The organism is Candidatus Clostridium helianthi, from assembly GCF_045310795.1.
Lineage (GTDB): Bacteria > Bacillota > Clostridia > Clostridiales > Clostridiaceae > Clostridium > Clostridium helianthi.
In genome coordinates this window covers 1-23,787 of record NZ_JBJIAB010000033.1, presented here as the reverse complement: position 1 = coordinate 23,787, position 23,787 = coordinate 1, and the positions used below count along the sequence as shown (strand labels likewise).

At 30.5% G+C, this 23,787-nt stretch carries 18 protein-coding genes; 15 read left to right on the top strand and 3 right to left on the bottom strand.

All coding sequences use genetic code 11. From position 1 onward, the window contains the following. Positions 1–7: 7 nt before the first annotated feature. The 7 genes from iolD to ACJDTP_RS20180 all read left to right on the top strand — a co-directional run bounded on the left by iolD (position 8) and on the right by ACJDTP_RS20180 (position 9,489). Positions 8–1,939: a 3D-(3,5/4)-trihydroxycyclohexane-1,2-dione acylhydrolase (decyclizing) gene (iolD, locus tag ACJDTP_RS20210; RefSeq protein WP_406762232.1), complete on the top strand. Its 1,932-nt coding sequence runs from the start codon at positions 8–10 to the stop codon at positions 1,937–1,939. A gap of 14 nt (positions 1,940–1,953) precedes the next feature. Further along, a complete protein-coding gene (gene iolG / locus ACJDTP_RS20205; RefSeq protein WP_406762231.1) occupies positions 1,954–2,967 on the top strand; it encodes an inositol 2-dehydrogenase in 1,014 nt (337 codons plus the stop codon). A gap of 19 nt (positions 2,968–2,986) precedes the next feature. Next, a complete protein-coding gene (gene iolE, locus ACJDTP_RS20200) occupies positions 2,987–3,883 on the top strand; it encodes a myo-inosose-2 dehydratase (protein ID WP_077867886.1) in 897 nt (298 codons plus the stop codon). Positions 3,884–4,137: 254 nt separating this feature from the next. Further along, the gene (locus tag ACJDTP_RS20195) at positions 4,138–5,568 is read left to right on the top strand and encodes a sugar porter family MFS transporter (protein ID WP_077867885.1); all 1,431 of its coding nucleotides are present in this window, start codon (positions 4,138–4,140) and stop codon (positions 5,566–5,568) included. A gap of 291 nt (positions 5,569–5,859) precedes the next feature. After that, the gene (locus ACJDTP_RS20190) at positions 5,860–6,636 is read left to right on the top strand and encodes an enoyl-CoA hydratase-related protein (protein ID WP_171772692.1); all 777 of its coding nucleotides are present in this window, start codon (positions 5,860–5,862) and stop codon (positions 6,634–6,636) included. Positions 6,637–6,686: 50 nt separating this feature from the next. Beyond that, positions 6,687–8,240: an acyl CoA:acetate/3-ketoacid CoA transferase gene (locus ACJDTP_RS20185; RefSeq protein WP_406762230.1), complete on the top strand. Its 1,554-nt coding sequence runs from the start codon at positions 6,687–6,689 to the stop codon at positions 8,238–8,240. Positions 8,241–8,349: 109 nt separating this feature from the next. Next, positions 8,350–9,489 carry an acyl-CoA dehydrogenase family protein gene (locus ACJDTP_RS20180; protein ID WP_171772690.1) on the top strand — a complete coding sequence of 380 codons (1,140 nt, stop codon included), beginning with the start codon at positions 8,350–8,352 and terminating at the stop codon, positions 9,487–9,489. 304 nt (positions 9,490–9,793) lie between these two features. On the opposite strand, the gene ACJDTP_RS20175 is transcribed toward ACJDTP_RS20180, so the two are convergent. Both ACJDTP_RS20175 and ACJDTP_RS20170 read right to left on the bottom strand, forming a co-directional pair. After that, entirely contained in the window at positions 9,794–11,755 is a 1,962-nt protein-coding gene (locus ACJDTP_RS20175) for a fructose-1,6-bisphosphatase (RefSeq protein ID WP_173711805.1), read from the bottom strand. Positions 11,756–11,904: 149 nt separating this feature from the next. After that, positions 11,905–12,465: a class IV adenylate cyclase gene (locus ACJDTP_RS20170; protein WP_406762229.1), complete on the bottom strand. Its 561-nt coding sequence runs from the start codon at positions 12,463–12,465 to the stop codon at positions 11,905–11,907. A 406-nt stretch (positions 12,466–12,871) separates the two neighbouring features. On the opposite strand from ACJDTP_RS20170, the gene ACJDTP_RS20165 reads away from it, so the two are divergent. The 6 genes from ACJDTP_RS20165 (at position 12,872) to glcT (ending at position 20,070) form a co-directional block, all read left to right on the top strand. Beyond that, positions 12,872–15,622 (top strand): sigma-54-dependent transcriptional regulator, encoded by a 2,751-nt coding sequence (locus ACJDTP_RS20165; RefSeq protein WP_406762228.1) that lies wholly within the window; start codon positions 12,872–12,874, stop codon positions 15,620–15,622. 191 nt (positions 15,623–15,813) lie between these two features. Continuing rightward, the gene (locus ACJDTP_RS20160; RefSeq protein WP_039769942.1) at positions 15,814–16,122 is read left to right on the top strand and encodes a PTS sugar transporter subunit IIB; all 309 of its coding nucleotides are present in this window, start codon (positions 15,814–15,816) and stop codon (positions 16,120–16,122) included. A gap of 24 nt (positions 16,123–16,146) precedes the next feature. After that, complete coding sequence (locus ACJDTP_RS20155; RefSeq protein WP_039769944.1) at positions 16,147–16,458, top strand: PTS lactose/cellobiose transporter subunit IIA; 312 nt, start codon at positions 16,147–16,149, stop codon at positions 16,456–16,458. A gap of 45 nt (positions 16,459–16,503) precedes the next feature. Further along, on the top strand, positions 16,504–17,406 hold the full coding sequence (locus ACJDTP_RS20150; protein WP_039769946.1) for an N-acetylglucosamine kinase: 903 nt from the start codon (positions 16,504–16,506) through the stop codon (positions 17,404–17,406). Positions 17,407–17,492: 86 nt separating this feature from the next. Beyond that, positions 17,493–18,770 (top strand): PTS sugar transporter subunit IIC, encoded by a 1,278-nt coding sequence (locus ACJDTP_RS20145; protein ID WP_039769948.1) that lies wholly within the window; start codon positions 17,493–17,495, stop codon positions 18,768–18,770. A gap of 445 nt (positions 18,771–19,215) precedes the next feature. Beyond that, positions 19,216–20,070, top strand: a complete 855-nt coding sequence (glcT, locus tag ACJDTP_RS20140; protein ID WP_406762227.1) for a glucose PTS transporter transcription antiterminator GlcT — start codon at positions 19,216–19,218, stop codon at positions 20,068–20,070. Between the two features lie 44 nt (positions 20,071–20,114). Here the strand turns inward: glcT and ACJDTP_RS20135 are convergent, their stop codons facing one another. Continuing rightward, the gene (locus ACJDTP_RS20135) at positions 20,115–20,612 is read right to left on the bottom strand and encodes a PTS sugar transporter subunit IIA (protein WP_077843827.1); all 498 of its coding nucleotides are present in this window, start codon (positions 20,610–20,612) and stop codon (positions 20,115–20,117) included. Between the two features lie 407 nt (positions 20,613–21,019). On the opposite strand from ACJDTP_RS20135, the gene nagE reads away from it, so the two are divergent. Both nagE and ACJDTP_RS20125 read left to right on the top strand, forming a co-directional pair. Next, positions 21,020–22,456 (top strand): N-acetylglucosamine-specific PTS transporter subunit IIBC, encoded by a 1,437-nt coding sequence (gene nagE, locus ACJDTP_RS20130; protein WP_039769954.1) that lies wholly within the window; start codon positions 21,020–21,022, stop codon positions 22,454–22,456. 204 nt (positions 22,457–22,660) lie between these two features. Continuing rightward, a complete protein-coding gene (locus ACJDTP_RS20125) occupies positions 22,661–23,698 on the top strand; it encodes a nucleoid-associated protein (RefSeq protein ID WP_171772684.1) in 1,038 nt (345 codons plus the stop codon). Positions 23,699–23,787: the final 89 nt, after the last annotated feature.

Sequence of the window (23,787 nt, the reverse complement as noted above, 5' to 3'; positions counted from 1 at the left end):
TAAAGAGATGAATTCTATTAAAATGACAACAGCTCAAGCACTAGTAAGATTTTTAAATAATCAATACATTTTATTTGATGGGAAAGAGGAACGATTTATTGATGGAATCTTTACTATATTTGGGCATGGAATAGTTTTAGGACTTGGACAAGCACTTGATGAAGATCCAGGAAACTTAAAAGTTTATCAAGGAAGAAACGAACAAGGAATGGCACATGTTGCGTCAGCTTTTGCTAAACAAAATAATAGAAGAAAGATAATAGCATGCTCAACATCAATAGGACCAGGAGCAGCTAATATGGTTACAGCAGCAGCTACTGCAACAGTTAATAATATTCCATTACTTATGTTTCCAGGAGATTCATTTGCTAGCAGACAGCCAGATCCTGTACTTCAACAAATTGAACAATCTTATAATATGGGAATTACAACTAATGATGCATTTAAGCCAGTATGTAAGTATTGGGATAGAGTTTCTAGACCAGAGCAATTAATGTCTGCAATGATTAATGCAATGCGAGTTCTTACAGATCCATCAGATACTGGAGCTGTGTGCATAGCATTACCGCAAGATGTTCAAGGTGAAAGTTTTGACTTCCCAGAATATTTCTTTAAAAAACGTATTCATAAAATAACAAGACCGATAGCTGTGGATGAAGAGTTTAAAGAATGTGTTGAATTAATAACTAAGAGAAAGAAACCAATAATAATTTGTGGTGGTGGTGTTAGATATTCAGAAGCTGGAGAAGTACTTGAAAGATTTGCAGAAAAGTTTAATATTCCAATAGGAGAAACGCAAGCAGGAAAAAGTGCTGTAAGAGGAAGTCACCATATGAATTTAGGTGGAATAGGAGTAACAGGAAATTTGGCTGCTAATACAATTGCTAGAGATGCAGATTTAGTAATAGGAATAGGAACAAGATTTTCAGATTTTACGACATCATCTAAATCTTTATTTAAAAATCCAGAAGTAGATTTTATAACAATAAATTTATCAAAATTTCATGCAAGTAAATTGGATTCCAATAAGATAGTTGGTGATGCTAAAGCTTGTATTGAGAAACTTAGTAATTTATTAGAAAAAGAAAATTATGTTTCATCATATGAAGATGAGATTAAAAATGCAAAACAAGCATGGAGAGAGGAGATGGATAGGTTAATTAATATAAAATATGGAAAAGATTTCACTCCAATTATAAAATCAAGAAATGAAAGAAGTCTGGAAGAATTTAAAGAATTAACTAGTGGAATTATTACCCAGACATCAGCTCTAGGATTGATTAGAGAATGCATTGATGATAATGCGATTGTAGTCGGTGCATCAGGAAGCTTGCCAGGGGATCTTCAAAGAATGTGGGAAACTGATTCTAGAAATTCATATCATATGGAATATGGGTATTCCTGCATGGGATATGAAATAGCTGCAAGTCTAGGGTGTAAAATTGCGGAACCTAGCAAAGAAGTTTACTCACTAGTTGGTGATGGAAGTTACTTAATGTTACATTCAGAACTTATTACTTCATTGCAAGAAGGTAAGAAGATAAATGTATTATTATTTGATAATTGTGGATTTGGATGTATTAATAATCTACAAATGTCTAATGGAATAGGGAATCTTGCTACAGAGTTTAGATACAGAAATAACGACACAGAAGAACTTAATGGAGGTTTAATTCCTATAGATTTTGCTAAGGCAGCAAGTGGATACGGAGTGAAAACATATACAGCTAAGACTTTAGAGGAATTAAAAGTTGCATTGAGTGATGCAAAAAAACAAAAAATTTCTACTTTAATTGATATTAAAGTTTTACCAAAAACCATGACTGATGGATATGAATCATGGTGGCATGTAGGATTAGCTGAAGTATCAGAAAAAAAATCTGTTAATGAAGCTTTTGAATATGGTCAAAATCAACTTAAAAATGCAAGAAAATATTAAAGGAGAGATAATTTATGTTAAAGGTTGGAATTATTGGTGCAGGAAGAATTGGAAAAGTTCATGGAGAAAGTATTTCAAAGTATGTTAAAAATGCAGAGGTAAAAGCTATAGCAGATGTATTTTTAAATGAAGCTACAATAAATTGGGCAAGAGAAATTGGGATTCAAGGTGTATATAAAGATTATAAAAAGATACTAGAAGATCCAGAAATAGATGCTATTCTTATATGTTCATCTACAGATACTCATTCAAAAATCTCTATAGAAGCAATAAGAGCAGGTAAGCATGTATTTTGCGAAAAACCAATTGATCATGATTTGGCAAGAATTAAAGAAGTGATAGATGAACTTAATAAATCAAATGTTAAATATCAAGTGGGTTTCAATAGAAGATATGATCATAATTTTAAAGCCATAAGAAATGCGGTTGTGGAAGGGAAGATTGGAGAACCACATGTTCTTAAAATAACTTCAAGAGATCCTGAACCACCTTCAATTGATTATGTAAAGGTATCAGGAGGAATATTTTTAGATATGACAATTCATGATTTTGATATGGCAAGATATCTTTTAGGTAGTGATGTGGTAGAAGTTTATGCGGCTGGTAATGTTCTAGTTGATAACGCAATAGGGGAGGCAGGTGACATTGATACAGCCATTATAACTCTAAAAATGGCTAATGGAGCAATGGCGGTTATAGATAATTCAAGGCAGTCGTCTTATGGATATGATCAAAGAGCTGAAGTATTTGGATCTCTTGGTCAAGTGTCTGTGGGAAATGATAGTATTTCAAAGGCTGTGATATCAACTAAGGATGGAGTTACAGCTGAAAAGCCATTATTTTTCTTCTTAGAAAGATATATGCAGGCGTATGCAGATGAAATTACAGAATTCATAGACGCAATTGTTAACAATAGAGATATTTCAGTAAGTGCAGATGACGGATTAAAAGCTGTGTTAATAGGAGAGGCTGCAACTAAATCATTAAAAGAGAATAGACCAGTTAGGATATCAGAAATAATATATTAGAATTTTGGAGGAGATTGTTATGCTTAATACTGAAAAAGTAAAATTAGGAATTTGCCCAATAGGATGGACAAATGATGATATGCCTGATTTAGGAAAAGAAAATACATTTGAACAAGCCGTAAGTGAAATGGCTCTTGCAGGATTCAAAGGCACTGAAGTAGGAAATAAATATCCCAAGGATGTAAATGTTTTAAAAAAAGCATTAGACATAAGAAATCTTCAAATAGCAAGTGCTTGGTTTAGTTCATTTTTAACTACTAAGCCTTATGAAGAAACTGAAAAAGAATTTATAGATCATAGGGACTTCTTACATGAAATGGGTGCAAAAGTTATAGTAGTATCAGAGCAAGGGCACAGTATTCAAGGGGAAATGGATACCCCAATATTTGATGGAAAATATTATTTTAATGAAGAAGAGTGGAAACTATTAGCTGATGGTCTTAATAAGCTTGGAAGGTTAGCAGAAGATAAAGGAATGAAAATTGTTTATCATCATCATATGGGGACTGGAGTACAAACCACTGATGAAATTGATAAATTGATGAGTATGACTGATGAAAATTTAGTATATTTGTTATTTGATACAGGTCATTTGGTTTATTCAGGAGAGAATCCAATTGCAATATTAAATAAATATGCTAATAGAATTAAGCATGTACATTTAAAAGATATAAGAGCAGATGTTTTAGAAAAAGTCAAAAAAGAAAAAATGAGTTTTTTAATGGGAGTAAGAGAGGGTTCATTCACTGTTCCAGGAGATGGATGTATAGATTTTGAGCCAATATTTAAGATATTGGATGAAAACAATTATGAAGGCTGGATATTAGTTGAAGCAGAACAGGATCCAGCAATTGCAAACCCATTTGAATATGCAATAAAAGCTAGAAAATACATTAAAGAAAAAACAAAATTTTAAAATTAAAATTCATAAAAGATTTCAAATGAACAAAATCTATTAAGTTTGGTAACTAGTATTTCTTAAAAAAGAGTGTGCAATATATCTAGTTACCATACTAATGATAGGTATAAGTTACTAATATATTGAAATCAGAATAAAGCATTTATAAATATATTAAGAAAAACAGTATTAATATGAAAAAATAAATTATAAAAGTATTTGTGTAATTCTGAATGATTCTAATTATTTAAAGTAGATAAGGAGGAATTAGAATGGAGCAAGGTTCTTATAACATTAAGAAAAAAAGTAATTTAAGGAAAATACAAATTATATCAACATTTGGGGGGTTACTATTTGGATATGATACAGGTGTGTTTAATGGAGCATTAAGTTTCATGAAACGACCAGATCAATTAAATTTGACACCTATGAATGAAGGGCTTGTTACAAGTATATTAACATTAGGTGCAGCATTTGGTGCAATAATTGGCGGACGTCTATCTGATAAATATGGTAGAAAAAAGATAATAAGAATGTTAGCTATTATATTCTTTTTTGCAACTATAACTTGTTCAATTGCACCTAATGCAAATATTATGATTGTTTCTAGATTCGTTTTAGGGTTAGCTGTAGGAGGGGCATCAGTTATTGTGCCAACATTTTTAGCAGAATTGGCACCTATGCACCTAAGAGGAAGTATAGTATCTAAAAATGAAATGATGATTGTAACTGGACAATTAGTAGCTTATGTTATAAATGCTGTATTAGGAAACCTTTTTGCAGATAATTCTGGTGTATGGCGTTATATGATAGTACTTGCTACTATTCCAGCAATTGTATTGTGGTTTGGAATGATGGTACTTCCTGAAACACCAAGATGGTTAGCATCTAATGGAAAAACAGCAAAAGCATTAGAAGTTCTAAAACAGATTCGTGATAAAGCAGAGGCAGAAGCGGAATTAGAAGAAATAAATAAGAATATTGAAGCGGAAAAGCATTTAGACAAGGCATCATTTGCTGATTTATCTATTCCTTGGATCCGTCGTATTGTTTTAATTGGAGTTGGAATAGGTATTACACAACAAATTGCTGGAATTAATATAATGATGTATTATGGAACATCAATTTTGGAACAAGCTGGATTTGGTACAAAGGTGGCATTAATTGCTAACATAGGAAATGGGTTGATGTCTGTTATAGCAGCTATATTTTTTGTAAAATGTGTTGGTGATAAATATCCTCGTAGAAAGTTATATTTACTTGGAATAACTGGAACTACTATAGCTATGACAGCGTTATCTGTTGTTACAAACGTTTTACAAGGTTCATCTATGCTTCCTTTTGTTGTAATAATGTGTACTATTGTTTATATAGCTTTCTTCCAAGCCTTTCTTGGACCATTAACTTGGCTATTAATATCAGAAATTTTCCCATTAAGATTAAGAGGTTTTGGAATGGGAATATCAGCATTTGCTTTATGGGTAGCTAACTTTATAGTAGGTTTTGTATTCCCTATATTATTAGCAAGGTTTGGTTTATCAGGAGCATTCATAGTGTTTATAGGATCGTCAATTATAGGAGGTATATTTATCTATAAATGTGCACCGGAGACATATGGTAAATCATTGGAGGAAATAGAGCAGTCATTTAGAAAATATAAGAATGATGATTTTGTTGAAGAAAATATAGAAGCTAGGTTGTAGCAATATACTTTGGGAATCATTGATGCAAAAACAATTAATGATGTATGCATTTGAAATAATAAACAAACGTAGTTAAAGTCTGTTTCTATGAAAACCTTTAACTATAAAGTGATGAGTGATAAATATATATTGCGATATTAAATTTATAGTTAAGAATCTAGTAAGCTAAAGTTTAATTAAGATTAAAGTTTAAAAATTTAATTTCACCATATAAATTATATCGAAAACAAAAAATATTAATTATAAAAGATATTAATATAAATACAATATATCTTGAAGGGGGAATATTAAATGGAAAATATTAAGGTAAAGGAAGAAAATGGGATATCAGTGATTTGTATTGATAGACCTAAGTCACTTAATGCATTAAATACACAAACACTTAAAGAACTAGGACGAGTGATAACTGATATATCAGAAAGAAAAGATATATACACTGTTATCATAACAGGATCAGGAGAAAAAGCTTTTGTAGCTGGAGCAGATATAACAGAAATGAAAAGTAAAAGTGCAATAGAGGGAAGAGAGATGGCTAAGCTAGCTCAAAAGATATTTTCTAATATTGAAAATATGCCACAAGTTGTTATAGCCGCTGTAAACGGTTATGCATTAGGAGGAGGTTGCGAATTATCAATGGCGTGTGATATAAGATTAGCTTCTACCAATGCTAAATTTGGACAACCAGAAGTGGGATTAGGAATAATTCCAGGCTTTGCAGGAACTCAAAGACTTCCAAGATTAGTTGGAAAAGGAATAGCTAAAGAACTTATATTTACTACAGATATGATAGATGCAAAAGAGGCCTATAGAATTGGTCTTGTTAATAAAGTTTATGAACAAGAAGAATTAATCCAAAAAGCAATTGAATTAGCTCAGAAGATAATGAAGAAAGGATTATTTGCAGTAAGCTTAGCTAAATCAGCAATAAATAATGGCTTAAATATGGATACTGAATCAGCTTACGCATTTGAAGCAGACCTATTTGGATTATGTTTTTCAACTGATGATCAAACCGAAGGAATGAGTGCATTTGTCGAGAAAAGAAAGGCTCTATTTAAAGGATGTTAAAAGATTAAGACACTGGGATAGTTAATTAATCTTGAAAGGACTGAATATAGGTGAGAAAAGTAAAAGTTTTAACAAGTCACGAAGCAGTACAAATGGTGAAAGATGGAGATGTGTTAGTAACTGGCGGATTTGTTGGTAGTTGTGCACCTGAAACTCTTAGTTGTGCTTTAGAAAAACGTTTCATTGAAACAAATCATCCGCAAAATATAACTTTATTTCACGCTGCAGGACAAGGCGATAGTAAGGGAAAGGGTTCAGATCATTATGCTCACGAAGGCTTGCTTAAGAGGGTGATTGCAGGGCATTATAATTTAGCACCGAGGATTGGGAAGTTAATTAATGAAAATAAAATAGAAGCTTACAATCTACCACAAGGAACCATTTCTCAATTATTTAGAGATATTGCGGGAAAAAGAATTGGTACAATAACTCACGTTGGATTGAATACATTTGTGGATCCAAGAATTAGTGGTGGAAAATTAAATGAAAAAACAAAAGAAGATCTAGTAAAGCTGATAAATATAGAAGGTGAAGAGAAATTATTATATAAATCAATTCCAGTTAATGTCTGCTTCTTAAGAGGATCTTTTGCAGATGAATACGGTAATGTATCATTGGAAAAAGAAATAGCTACACTTGAGGATACGTCAATAGCCCAAGCTTGTAAGAATAATGGCGGAAAAGTAATAGTTCAAGTAGAAAAAGTAGTCGAAGCAGGATCTTTAGACCCACGTCTTATAAAAATTCCAGGTATATATGTAGATGCTGTTGTAATCTCAACTCCCGAAGAGCATGAACAATCCTTCGAATGCCCATTTAATCCAGCAGTAACAGGTGAAATGAGAATTCCTTTAAATAGTGTAGAAAAAGCTCCATTAAATGAGAGAAAGATAATTGCGAGAAGAGCAGCTATGGAATTAAAGAAAGATACGGTAGTAAATTTAGGTATAGGGATACCAGAAGTTATTTCTTTAGTTGCGAATGAAGAAGGAATTGGTGAATATATGACATTAACTGTAGAAGCCGGTCCAATAGGAGGTATACCACAAGGATGCACAGCTTTTGGAGCGAGTATAAATCCAGAAGCTATTATAGATCAACCATATCAATTTGATTTTTATGATGGTGGAGGCGTCGATATAGCATTTTTAGGACTAGCTCAGGTTGATGAACATGGAAATTTGAATGTAAGTAAGTTTGGGCCTAGAATTGCTGGATGTGGTGGATTCATAAATATAACTCAAAATGCTAAGAAAGTGTTATTTTGTGGAACATTCACTGCAGGAGGCTTAAAAGTAGTAACAGAAGATGGCAAATTAGAAATTAAACAAGAAGGAAAAGCTAAAAAATTCATTAAGGATGTAGAGCAAATTACATTTAGTGGAGATTATGCAAGAAGGATGGATCAACAAGTTATGTATATAACTGAGAGAGCAGTATTTGAGTTAAGGAAAGATGGATTATACCTTACAGAAATAGCGCCTGGGATAGATCTAAAAAAGGATGTATTGGATTTAATGGATTTCAAACCTAAAATGGATGGAGTACCTAGACTAATGAATGGAAGAATATTTTATGATAAGTTGATGGGATTAAGGGAGTAAATATATTTTATATAAAATTAAGGGTTCTAAGCGTTAAGATAGGGTACCTATTAAAAATTCAAATTATATTTCAATTAAAAAGATATACATTACAAGGGGGATTTAAAAGATGGATTTTAATTTAACAGAGCAACAAGAAAAAATAGTGAACATGGTAAGAGAATTTGCAGAAAACGAAATTAAACCTAAAGTAGTTGCATATGACGAAAGTGGAGAATTTCCAATAGACACTTATAAGAAAATGGGGGAATTAGGATTGATAGGGCTTCCATATCCAAAGGAATATGGTGGAACTGGTGGAGATTATTTATCTTATGTTTTAGCAGTTGAAGAAATATCAAAAGTGAGTGGTTCATTAGGAATTTCATATTCAGTAAGTACTTCTCTTTGTTCAGGAGGAATAATTAATGCAGCATCTGATGAACAAAAGAAAAGATATCTTCCAGACATTTTGTCAGGAAAAAGATTTGGATCATTTGGATTAACTGAACCAAATGCAGGATCAGATGCAGGTGGATGCATAACAACCGCTGATAAAAGTGGTGAGTATTATATATTAAATGGTGCAAAATGTTTCATTACAAATGGACCTTTATCAGAAACATTCTTAGTGTTTGCATTAACTGATAAGAGCAAAGGAGCAAAAGGGTTATCAGCATTTATAGTTGAAAAAGGATTTGAAGGATTTTCAATTGGTAAAATTGAAAATAAATGCGGTATAAGATCAGCACAAGTTTCAGAACTTGTATTTGAAAATTGTAAGGTTCCAGTTGAAAACTTAGTAGGAGCTGAGGGCAAAGGCTTTGGAATAGCAATGAAGACTCTTGATGGAGGAAGAATTGGAGTTGCGGCTCAAGGTCTAGGAATAGCAGAAGGAGCATTTGAAGTAGCTAGACAGTATATGAAAGAAAGAGAGCAATTTGGAAAGCCGCTATGGAAAAACCAATATTTAGGATTTAAAATGGCAGAGTTAGAACTTGAAATAGAGCAGGCTAAATATATGGTATATAAGGCTGCCATGGATAAACAAGAAGGAAAGTCTTACTCAGTTTCTGCAGCTAAGGCAAAACTTGCTTGTACAGATGCAGCAATGCACGTAACAACTGAGGCTGTTCAAATGTTAGGCGGAAATGGTTATATGAGAGAATATAATGTTGAAAGAATGATGAGGGATGCTAAGATAACTCAAATATATGAAGGCACAAATGAGATACAAAAGCTCATTATAAGCGGAAATATATTTAGATAGGATATAGGCTATTGACGAAAACAATTATACCTAAATAATGAAAATCGTTGACATGCAATAGTTGGTAATCTTACTAAAGCAGTACAAGAATTAATAGCTCAATTTGAAGAAATAAGGCGCGCTGAATAATTAGCATTAAATAAAGTGAAGTAAAAGTGCAATAAAAAATAATCAGATCAATAGGTTATAATCAAGTGGTCTTTAATGAAGATTTTGAATATAACTTATTGATCTAATTTTAGTTAGAGACTAGTAGAAAATAAATTTCTTCTACATATTTAGATTTTAGGTAAGATAATGGCTGCTATCTTACTTCGTTTATTAATCCTTTTCTATAAGCTTTAAGTAATAATTTCAAATCTTTAATTTGATTTTTAAGCTCCTTTCCTATGTCTGTATCACCAACTTTTTTTCTGTCTAGTTTTTCTACTATTTGTGTTGAAGATAATATATCCGTTTCTTTACTAAATGCATCTTCAATTGATTTGAAAGGTTGATGAGATATTAGTTGAAGTCCATAGGAATTATAAGTTAATGTGTACCCTGCAAGGCCAGTTTGACTTCTGTAAGCTTTAGCAAAGCCACCATCTATAACTATCAATTTTCCATTGCACTTTATTGGGTTTTCACCAAATTTATTTTTAACTGGAACATGTCCATTTATTATTCGTGATTCAGCTGGATCTAATCCGAATTCTTCAAAAATCATATTACACATTTCTTCAGAATCCCTAAAATTGTAGTAGGGATTTTTCTTTTCTTTATGTGTGCTTTTATCTTTGATAAAGTATCTTTCAAAAGTCGTCATATCTTCTTTTCCAAAAAGAGAAGAACAGGCTCCCGTCCATAAATACCACATTATATCAGTACCATATAATTTTTCAGCACTGCCTCTAGTACTAAAATAACCCTCCCTAGCTAAAGAATCAAATTTATCTAGAAGTTTTTTTCCTTTATGCTCTTCACCATGAATAATCATACTTTTAAAAGTTTTATCTTTATTTAAAGGAATACAACCGTGAAATAAAAGATTAGAATTATAAGTTAAGTATATTCTTCCTTTGTTAAATAAAAATAAAACGTGCTTTTGCAATTTATCACTATTTATAAATGAACTTTGAAGCTTAGAAACCAATTTCTTTTCATCACTCGTAAGTTCAAAAGGATTATTAATATTGATTGTAGGGAAACTTTTGTCGCAAAGCTCATAAGTTATATTGTTTAAAGTTATGGTGCCATCGCTATAATTTATCTTATCTAAAAGCAATCTATGATCCATCTTAAATTCAGGTCTTCTTTTTATAATTTCATATTCAAGTTTAAATTGAATAATTGTTATGGCTTTATGCATTTTGGAAATAAGCTCAATTTCAGAAGCTCCATATAATGTTTCATCGGTGTTTTTGGGAACGAAAGCTGTGCAATTATCATTTTTATAGTGCTTAAGTGCAAAAGTTGCAAGAGGTAATAAATTTATACCGTAAATGTCTTCGATAACGTCTAGATTGGAATATCTAGCTGCTATTCTTAAAACATTTGCTATACATGTAGTATTACCTGAGGCAGCACCCATCCACAATATATCATGGTTTCCCCATTGTATATCAACAGAATGATAATCTATAAGGGTATCTAGGATTATATCTGGTCTAGGACCTCTATCAAATATATCTCCGATTATGTGTAATCTATCTATTACTAGTCGTTGTATTAATTTAGATAGTGCTACTATGAACTCTTGGGCTCGTTCAATTTCTATAATAGTATTTATTATGCCATCATAATAACCCTGTTTATCATTATTATCAGATTCTTCATGTAATAATTCTTCTATAATGTAGCTAAAATCTGGAGGTAGCGCTTTTCTTACTTTAGATCTTGTATATTTAGAAGATACATGTCTGCATAATTGAATCAATCTATACAGGTTAATTTTATACCAATCATTTATATCTTTTTCTTCTCTTAGAACAATCTCTAATTTTTGTTCAGGATAGTATACAAGTGTGGCTAAACTTCTTTTTTCACAGTCCATTAAAGAATTTTCAAATACCTCTTGAATTTTTCTCTTTATAGCCCCCGAACCATTTTTTAATACATGAACAAAAGGCTCATATTCACCATGAAGGTCAGCTAAAAAATGTTCTGTACCTTTAGGTAAATTTAAAATAGCTTCTAAATTAATTATTTCAGTTGATGCCGCTGCAATAGTAGGATATTGCTTAGCAAGCAGACTTAAATATTTTATGTCATCATATTTTTCCATGACATCCTCCTTTTATAAGAAAAAAAGTTTAGTTTAAAAGTAAACTAAACAAATTTCATTTTAAAAGTATACCTATCTCTATGTATATTTTACATTATATAAATTTATAATTCTATAGTAAGTTTACAGTTAATGGAATAAAAATTTAATTATATTCCTTTAGGGGCATTATTAAGCAATCCTCTTTCAGATAATATATCGTATATTGTTTGAGAGGTTGTATCTTCTAATGTATATCCAAGTAACTTTACTACTGTTTCCAATTTTTCTTCCGATGTAGTTTCAATTTCTAAATATGGGAAGGGACAAAAACTCTTGTCATTAATATCAATTTCAATTAAGCAATCAAGTAATTTATAGCTTTCTCTATATTTTTTATTAGATTCTTTCAGAACTAATCCAAGAGATTTAAATATACCTTCTCCCATAGTTTTGTTATCAATTATAACTTCATTTTCTTCCATGACTTTAAATCTGCCCTGGGATAGCATTTTTTTGGTAGTCATAAAATATACGATTTTATTATTAATCATATCATTTATAGTTCTTATTCTAGCATATCCTTTCTTACCTAAAAGACGTCCATCTTCAAAATCATATATATCATTTACTTGATCTTCCATTTTAACTTTTTCAGCACCATTTGATAATAAAATTTTCCTTATATTTTCAACATCAATATCAACGATCCTAGTTTCTAACTCTTGCATAGAATAGCCTCCTTAGTTAAAGTTAATAAATAATACTTAAAAAAGAGTAGATATTTATTTTTATATAATAATATAATATAGCAATTTTAAAAGTTGTGCTAGTAAAATTGATTTATATGGCATATTTATAGTAGAGGCAGAATTGTATAAACAGTTATAATAATATGAAAAATTTGGTTGCAAGAAATAAAAATATTATTATATAATGAATTCAAAACTGGTAGTATCCAGTTATATTTTCATAAAGATTTATGTAGAAGAATTTAAAGGAAAATTTCAAATGTATCCTAGAAAGTGAAAAACATAAGACAATATATATATTTGCATTTATATAATAGGTTAAAAGTTATAAGGATAAATTCTATGTTTTTAATGTGAACTACTTATGAGTGGGGGATAATATTAGATGAAAGGGTTACCTAGAAAGGAAGAAGTAATAAAGAGTCTAATTGAGCTTGAAAAGAGCAAAGGGAGAGGAATAACAGCAGATGAACTGGGATTTTATATAGGAATAGACCGAACAAATATAAGTAGGTATTTAAACCAATTATATAAGGAAAAAAGGATAAATAAAAAAGAAGGACGACCAGTTATATATAGTAGTATCAAAAGTTACAAGAATGAAATGAATTCAATTAAAAATAAATCGGACATAATCATGAAAAATAGAGATAGCCTTGAAATGCTCATAGGTTCAAATCAGTCACTTAAATTACCTGTACAGCAAGCGAAAGCTGCAATATTATATCCTCCTAGAGGCTTACATACTCTTATTTTGGGTGAAACTGGTGTAGGAAAATCGCTATTTGCAGAAGCAATGTACAATTTTGCTAAAGACTCTAAAATAATAGCTGCTGAAGCTCCTTTCATTAGATTTAATTGTGCCGATTACTCAGATAATCCTCAGTTGGTTGTGGCACAAATATTTGGAGTAAGAAGAGGTGCATTTACAGGAGCAGATACTGATAGAGAAGGTTTGTTAAAAAAAGCTGATGGAGGAATATTCTTTTTGGATGAAGTACACAGATTATCACCGCAGGGGCAAGAAATGTTATTTACTTTTATAGATAAGGGATATTTTAGGCAGCTTGGAGATACTGAGAAAAAGGTGAAATCTGAAGTGCAGATTATAGCAGCTACTACGGAGAATCCACAGTCATATCTTCTGAAAACATTTACTAGAAGGATTCCAATGGTGATAGTATTACCGACATTAAGAGAAAGAAAATTAGAGGAAAGATATCTTCTTTTAAACGAGTTCATAACAGAAGAATCTATAAGAATCGGAAAGAGCATATATATTAGTAAAAATGCGATTATTTCATTTTTACTATATGATTGTCCTAATAATATAGGGCAATTAAAAAGTGATATACAATTAGCTTGTGCTAAAGCATTTTTAAATTATAAGATTAAGAAAAATAATTATATTTTGGTAGATAAAAGTGATCTGCAACCTAGAATTCAAAAAGGAATCATGAGAATTAGAGAATATAGAAAAGAAATAGATAATTTATCTCAAGATATGGCTGATATTTTAAGATTTTCAAGTGAAGATAGTATGCTAAAAAATATTGAATTTCATGAAAATCAAATAGAAGGCTCGGAAAATAAAAGTTTTTATTCGATAATAGAAAATAAGATGGAAAACTTAAAGGAACGAGGAATTAATGAGACAGAAATAAATGATATTCTAAATATTGATTTGGAAAAATATTTTAGAAGATATATTAGTAATATCACAACAAATGTTAAAAAAGATGAGATTGCCAAAATTGTAAACATTAAAGTAGCTACAGTTGCAGAAAAAATGTTGAGTATAGCATCTGAAAAGTTAAATAGGGATTTTGACCAGAAAGTTTATTTTGGGTTAGCACTTCATTTACAGGGAAGCATCGAAAGGATTAATTCAGGAAAAAAGATATATCATCCTAAGCTTAATATTATAAGGGTAGAAAATAGAGAAGAATTTGCTGTGGCCATGGATATTATAAAAATTGCAGAAAAAGAATTTCATATAGATATCCCATTAGATGAAATAGGCTATATAACTATGTTTTTGGCTGCATGTAATGATGAAAATAGTGAACAATTAGAGAAAAAGGTGCGAGTTCTAGTAATGATGCATGGAACAAGTACAGCTAGCAGCATGGCTGAGGTAGCTAATTCTTTAATAGGAGAAGAATATGTGCAAGCTCTAGATATGCCACTAACTATGAAGGCTGAGGATATGCTAGAGAAAGCTAAGAAAAAAGTTAAAGAAATATATAATGAAAAAGGGATATTGTTACTTGTTGATATGGGGTCATTGGTTAATTTTGGAGATATAATTAGTAACGAATTAGAAATAAAAATTAAAACCATAGATATGGTCACAACATTAACTGTTATAGAGGCAGGAAGTAAAGCTTTTAATGGGAGAAGTTTGGATTCAATATATAATTTATGCAGAGATATTGGAAAGTCCTCTATGCAAGTTTCTAAGGAAGACAATAAATACGATAAAGAACTAGTTATAATAACTACATGCTTTACAGGCGAAGGAGCAGCAGAAAGAATAAAAATAAGAATAAGTAATAACTTGAAGAATATAGAAAAAGTAAAAATTATACCGCTTAATATTTCTGATAGGGAAGAGTTTTTTAGAAAAGTAAATAGGTTAAAAGAGAAGTTTATAATATTAGCAGTTGTAGGAACTATAAAGATAGTTATTGAAGATGTTCCCTTTATATCAGCACAAGATGTTTTTTTGAGTGAGGGAATAAATTATTTGGAGAATTTAATTGACATTGAGTATGATTTTTTAAAAGTCAGAAAAGCATTGAGTGGTCAATTAAATGAATTAAATTCAATAAAGGTATTTTCAGATATTAGAGATGTAATAAGAAAAATAGAAGAAAATTTGAATGTGAGAATTCAACATGATGCACAGATAGGAATTTTAATTCATATCACTTTTCTTATAGATAAATTAAAGCATGGTGGTCAAGAATTGAAATTCAAAGATTTAGAAAATTATCGTCATATGTATAATAGTGAATTTTCATTGATTAAGAAAATTTTAAAAGACTTGGAGCGTGCATATAATATAAATATAGGAGATAATGAGATAGCTTATATAGTGAGAATTGTTAAGGAAAATATAATTACTGTGTAATATCCAAAGCAGTGTGTAAGTTAAATTACACACTATTTTTTTTAGTTGCACACTTTGATTCATGAATTGTGTGATTATGAGATGATTTATATTTATTTGTGTATAAATATAATATTGGTATAAAACTTGCTTTATATAATAGTGTAATAGATGAGTGCTAGTAAATAAGAATATCTAAGGAGAGGTTAAAAATGAAGAATATATTATTAGTTTGTTCAGCTGGAATGTCCACAAGTTTATTAGTTTCAAAAATGGAAAAGTCAGCTGAAGAAAAAGGGATTGAATGTAATATAAAAGCTGTAGGAGAGGCAGATGTTAAAGAATATATAGGTAAGATAGATGTTTTGTTACTGGGGCCTCAGGTTAGATTTTTATTATCAAAATTTAAAGCTAATTTATCGGATAAGAATATATCCGTAGAAGTAATTAATACAGTTGATTATGGAACAATGAATGGAGAAAAAGTCTTAGAAAGAGCTCTAGATCTTATAAAAAAATAAATAATTGAAAAGGAGAGAAACATTGTGGAAGAAACAATAATGAATCTTATAGTGCATAGCGGAGAAGTTAGAAGTTATTCAATGGAAGCTATTCAATGCGCTAAAAGTGGGAATATAGATGGAGCAAGAAAATTAATTGAACAAGCAGAAGTAGAATTATTAAAAGCACATAATGTTCAAACATATTTAATACAAAAGGAAGCACGAGGAGAAAAAACAGAAGTTTCTTTACTTATGATTCATGCTCAGGATCACTTTATGACTAGTATGACATTAAAGTCTATGGCAGTTGAAATTATAGAAATACATGAAAAATTTAATAACAATATATGTTAGTCTAATTATATATTTACTTAAAGTTAAGGAAAAGGTAGTGATAGTATGAAATACATCATAGGTGTCGATGGTGGAGGAACAAAAACGGAAGCAGTAGCTTATGACTTTCAAGGAAATATTATAGTTACTTCTGTAAAAGGATTCGCAAATTTGCTAAATAATAGAGAAAAAGCACTAAATAATATAGTAGATTCAATAAGAGAAATAATAGATGTTCTTAAAGAAGACGAACTTGTAGATTTATATCTTGGCATTGCAGGATCGGAAGTCGGAGATAATGCAAAAATTATAAAAGATATAATAAAAAATGAACTTAAGACTGACTGTGTACTTATGAACGATGCTGAAATAGCCCTAAAAGCTATGTTAAGGGGGAATGATGGAATATTGACAATAGCAGGGACTGGATCGATAGCATTTGGAGTTAAAAATAATTCAAGTGTAAGATGTGGGGGATGGGGCAACTTATTAGGAGATGAAGGGAGTGGATATAAAATAGCAATTGATGCTATAAAAAGAATGATATTTGAAGAGGAAAATTCCTTGCTAAAATCAGAATTAACTACGAGAATTATGAAAAGGTTAGGTGCTAAATCAATAGGCGAAGTAGTAAATTTTGTATATTCGTCTACTAAAGACGAGATAGCATCTTTGGCAGAAATAGTTTCAATATTGGGAGAGGAAGGAAATAAGATAGCTGAAGAAATATTGGTTAATGAAGGAGCAGATTTGGCTAAGACTGTTATAAATGTGTATAGAAAATTAAAATTTGAAAGCTGCTCTATTGCCTTGGTCGGTGGAGTTATAAGAAAAGCAAAGATATTAAGAAAATCTTTTGAAAAGTACCTAAGAGAAAATATAGTTATTGAGGATATAGTAGATGATGAAATTTCACCTACAATGGGTGCTTATTATATTAATAAAGCGAAGAGAGAAAGTAATGTTTAGGTAAATATTATACTAGACTATATAGAGCCATGGATGAGTTTTGACTTTATTTCAAATAAATCTTAGATATGGGGGAGGAAATAATTATGAATAAATTTTTTGAATGGATGGAGGAGCACTTTGTTCCAATTGCATTTAAGATTGGTTCACAAAGGCATTTAGTTGCTATACGTGACGGATTTGCTACAATAACACCGATTATAATGGCTGGTGCATTTGCAGTATTGTTCAATAATATAGGATTTAAATGGTATCAAAATTTTATGGATTGGCTATTACCAGCAGGTTGGAAAAGCTGGGGAGGATCTATATGGAATGGTTCTTATGCAATTATGTCAATATTAGTTGTATTTACGATATCATATCATTTAGCAAGATCGTATGATAAGGATGGCTTAGGAGCTGGAATAGTATCAGTTGCGGCATCGATGATTCTATATGCAACAACACCAGATGGAGGAGCATTTCCATTAACTTTTTTAGGGGCACAAGGTTTATTTATTTCATTGATAGTATCATTAGTATCTACAGAGATTTTCGTAAAGTTAATAGGCAATCCTAAATTAGTAATAAAAATGCCTAGTGGAGTACCACCAGCAGTTTCAAGATCATTTGCAGCATTGTTACCAACAATAATAATTTTAGCATTAGCAGCGGGAATTAAGGAATTATTTATAGTTATGAGTGTACCAGATATACATCAGGCATTATTCTTTACTCTACAGAAACCATTACAATTAATTGCAGGAAGCTTTTTGGGAGTATTTGTAATAGTATTATTGGTGCATGTATTATGGTTTTTTGGTCTACATGGTTCAAATATATTAGCACCAGTAATAAATGCATTATTACTTCCATTGCTTTTAGCTAATACAGAAGCAATAACAAATGGATTACAGCCAGAAAATATATTGAATAGTCAATTTTTAGATTCGTATGTAAATATGGGTGGAGCAGGAACTTCAATAGCATTATTAATTGCAATATATGTATTAGGGCGAAAAGCAGGTGCACAACAAAGGGCAATTGCAAATTTAGGTATAGCACCAGGAATATTTAATATAAATGAACCAGTAATATATGGTGCACCAATAGTTTTAAATCCAATCTATTTTATTCCGTTTATATTATCTCCTATAGTTTCATTAACTATAGCATATATATTAACAGTCATTGGTTTTGTACCAAAGGTAGCAATAATGGCAACATGGACAACACCGCCAATTTTGGGTGCAATTATATCTACAAACTCAATCATGGGTGGAGTTACAGCTCTTATTTGTCTAATTGTAAGTATATTAATATATCTTCCATTTGTATATGTTGCTGGAAGGCAAGAATTAAGAAAAGAAAATGTAAAATAGGAATTTTAATAAAGGATTTTAGGATAGTTATTTATAATGTTTCTTAGTAGAATATTCTTAATACTCTATATTGAATATTGAGTAATAAATGGAATTTTAATTAATATATTTATATTAGTCCATTTATTACATTTGTGAGTTATGAAATGTAGCAGATTCTTAGGAATCTGCTTTCTATTTATATCTTAAGATTTCTTAAATCTGTGCTTTACAATAAATAATATATTAAGCTATTATTAATATATTAGATTTATATGGTTTAAAAGAATCATAATAGATACTAACGGCTAAGGATAAGTAAAGTATTTAAATAATAAGGTTAATGATAGAATCGTTTTATAAGATTAATAAGGTCATTTATATTTTCTAAATAATGTATTAGTTTAGATGATAAGTGATTTGCTAAAGATTAGAAAATTCTATAAATAATAAAAAGGGTGGTCATATGAGTAAAATTATTGATCCAGCAACTATAATAAAATCTTATAACAACAATATAGTTTCCGTAAACATGAATGGAAAGGAAAGAATACTTTTTGCAAAGGGAATTGGATTCGGTAGAAAGTCTGGAGATGCCATTGAAAAGGGTACTGAGGTTGAAAAGATATTTGTTATTGAAGATGAGGATAACTTAAGAAACTTTAAACAAGTAATTGAAAACGTTGATGAAGAATTTTTTGTGCTATGCGAAAAGATGATATCATATGTAGCAAATGAATTGAAAGAAAATTTAGATGAGAGAATACACGTCGCATTAGTAGATCATTTGAATTTTGCAGTGAAAAGGCTTTCGGACAAAGAAGAAATAGAAAATCCATTTCTTATGGAAATTAGAGCATTATATCCACAAGAATATTCGTTAGCAGAAAAAGTTGCGGAAGTTTTACAAAATGAAAAAAAGGTAAAAATTCCAGAAGGAGAAATTGGATTCATAGCATTACATATCCATTCTGCTAGAAATTCAGGTAAGCTATCCAATACTATAAAAAATACACATTTGATAAATTCAATAATTGAATATGTAGAAGAAAAAACTGAAATAAAAATAGACAAAACATCGTTAGACTATGCCAGATTTCTCACACATTTGAGATTTGCAATTAAAAGAATTTTAGATGATATATCTATTGAAAATGATTTTATAAAAGAAATAAAATCAAAATATAAATTATCATATAAAGTATCTAAAGGTGTAGCAAAAATATTAGTTTTAAAGCTAGAAAAGAAAGTTTCAGATGATGAAATAGCATATCTAGCAATGCATATAGAGAGGTTTAGAAAAGCTACAATAAAATTTTAATTAAAATGGCTAACATATTAATAAAAACATGTTAGCCATTTTTTTTATGAACTAAAAGTAATTACTTCATCTTCTCCAGCAACAACATCTTTATTGACATGTGAATTTAAGTCTTTGACTATATCCATGTTTGTAACAAGAACTGGAGTTATTAAAGAATAACCTTTCCCTAAAATAAAATCTCTATCTATTTTTATAATTGGAGTTCCAGCTTTAACTTTAGTCCCCGCTTCAGCTAATTGCTCAAAACCTTCACCATTTAAGGAAACAGTATCGATACCTATATGAACCAATAACTCAGCTCCATTATCAAGAGTAATTGCAAATGCATGTTTTGTATTAAATACTAATGTTAAGGTTCCGTCAGCAGGTGCAACTACTATATCTCCAGTAGTATCTATTGCAAGCCCGTCTCCAGCCATTTTTTCTGCAAAAACCTTATCTGGTACTTTTGATAAATCTATTGTTTTACCAGTTATAGGTGCAACTAATTTTGCTTCTTTGTTTGAGTCTTTTGAATTCTTCTTAAAAAAATTAAACATACTTAATATTCCCGATTAAACAGGAACAGTCACTTCCTTTCATTCTGTTATTTATTGGTAATAAAAAAGCATAAGTTTCCGAATTACGCAAACTTATGCCTGATTAAACAGTAACACATTTATGTACTAATTATATTATTTCATATAATTAGTGTCAACAATAAAAAAATAAAAAAGGGTATTGACTAGAGAATAAAAATAGAATAATATGAGTGTATAAGAATACGATCTTTGGCGTGTAACCGATTAAATCAGGGCATTAGCTGAAAGGGATAATATAATTTATCCTTTTCAGCTTTTTTATTTGCTGAAAAGGATACATGTCCATAAGAATTATAATGCATTTAGGGATTAGCAATCCTTAAAATAAATTTTATTAATTATTATGGAAGGGGAATTATATTATTATGATGAAGTATTTACAAAAATTAGGAAAATCCTTAATGCTTCCAGTAGCTTGTTTACCCGTTGCAAGTATTTTAATGGGTCTTGGTTATTGGCTTGACCCTACAGGCTGGGGAGCAAATAACATTGCTTCAGCTTTTATGCTAAAAGCAGGTAGTGCTTTAATTGACAATATGGGAATTTTGTTTGCAATTGGTGTAGGTGTAGGAATGTCAGATGATAATGACGGTACAGCAGGACTTGCAGGACTTGTTTCATGGCTTATGATTACAACATTATTATCTACAGGAGCTGTAGCAATGTTTAAGGGAATTGATGTTAAAGAGGTAGCGCCAGCATTCGCTAAAACTCAAACACAATTTATTGGTATTTTATCAGGTTTAATCGGTGCAGCTTGTTATAACAGATTTAAAAGTGTTAAATTACCAGATGCATTGGGATTCTTTAGTGGAAAAAGATGTGTCGCAATTGTAACTGCAGCATATTCAATAGTTGCATCTATAGTATTATTCTTTGCATGGCCTCTTATTTATGGTGCATTAGTAGCATTTGGTGAAGCTATTGTATCAACAGGTGCAGTTGGATCTGGTATTTATGCATTCTTCAATAGATTATTAATACCATTTGGTCTTCACCATGCACTAAACTCAGTATTCTGGTTTGATGTAGCTGGAATTAATGACCTTGGTAACTTCTGGTCAGGTAAAGGAACACAAGGAGTAACTGGGATGTATATGACTGGATTCTTCCCAGTAATGATGTTTGGATTACCAGCGGGAGCATTAGCTATGTACCATACAGCTAAAGATAAGAAGAAGAAAGCGGTATATGGTTTATTATTAGCAGCAGCAATATCTTCATTCTTCACAGGTGTTACAGAACCATTAGAATTTGCATTTATGTTCTTAGCTCCAGGTTTATATGTTCTTCATGCTGGATTAACAGGAATTTCAGCATTTGTATGTACATTATTACCAGTAAGAGCTGGATTTAACTTTAGTGCTGGATTTGTAGATTGGTTCTTAAGTTTTAAAGCGCCTATGGCAGAAAATCCAATAATGTTAATCCCAATAGGTTTAGTATTTGCAGTAATCTATTATGTAACATTCCGTTTTGCAATTACAAAATTTAATTTAAAGACACCTGGTAGGGAAGATGATGACACTGAAGAACTAAATGTAAAACTTGCGAATAATGATTATACTCAAGTGGCAGCTGTAATATTAAAGGGTGTTGGAGGAAAAGAAAACGTAGTATCTATAGATAATTGTGTAACTAGATTACGTTTAGAAATTAAAGATCAAGCTGCTGTAGATGAAAAAGTTATTAAATCAGCAGGTGTATCTGGAATAATAAGACCAGGAAAAACAAGCGTACAAGTTGTTGTAGGAACACAGGTGCAATTTGTAGCAGATGAATTTAAAAAATTATGTAAGTAAATTTGAAGATCAATAATTAGATTAGGAAAATTATCTGATTAATAAATTAAGAATATTTAAAAAATGTGGAAAAGAGATTGATGATATAAGAAATTAAGTTTTATATCAGACTCTTTTCCATTTTTTTTGTATACTTTAAGGCTTTTTTTTAATTTACTTAAAGTTTATAATATCTAATGTATAAATTTATTTGGTGGTGAAAGTATGGAATACATAAATGAGATTAATATAAATGAAGCAGTTATTCATATATTAGATAGTAATGGTGAAGAACCTATTCTGAACGAATATAGTTTGGAATTAGACGAAGATATATATTTTTTCTTACATAAGCATCTAGAAAAATGCTTTAAGGATGATGAACTTAAATATGGAAAGTTTAATCCAGAAAGAAACATAGTTAAAGAAGTAGCGCAGGATTATCTGACTGGAGTAGACAATAACTTAGTTAATCTATCTAAAGAATTAGCTAGGCAGTTATTCATAATAATGAAAGGAAATGTGAATATCCCGTCAGGAGATTTAATAATAGTGTCTTTAACTACGGATCAAGGTCCAATGGTAGGAATACTTAAGATGGATTACGTTAAAAATTTTACTCATGAAGTTCAATTTATAGATCAAAAAATAGGTATAGGGATAGTACCTCAAGCAGCAGGGCTTCCAGGAAGTGGGCAAAGAATTCAAAAAGCTGCATTTATTAAACCGATTATAGAAGAGGATAAATATAACCTAATGATTTTAGATAAGCAAAAAGGTAGTAAAGAAGATGAGTATGGGGCAAATTATTTTATAAACACATTCTTAGGTGCAAGCATTGTTACAAATGAAAGAGATATGACCAAAACTTTTGTAAAGGCAGCAGAGAACTGGACTAGAGAAAATGTTACAAATGATGCAGGAAGAGCTGAAGAGATTAGAACTGCAATAAAAACTAAATTAAAAGAAGAAGATTCTATTAATATAGATGAGTTTTCGGCTGAATTATTTAATGAGCACCCTCAAGCGAAAGAAGAGTTTTCAACTTATATAAAACAACAAGGACTTCAGGAAGAAGTAGCTGTGGATAAAACTTGGGTTGAGAAGAAATTAAAAAGAGTTAGACTTAATATTGATAAACAAATTGATTTATATATAAATGAAGAGACATATCACGACCCTAGCAAGTTTGAGATACAAAGAAACGGCGATGGAACTATTAATTTAATAGTAAAAAATGTGATTAATTATATAGAAAAGTAGATAACTAGGCTCTAAAATGTACCCTTTGTCAAGGACAATTTAAAAAAAGATAGACTAATTTAAAAGATGATTTCTGTATTTAACGGGAG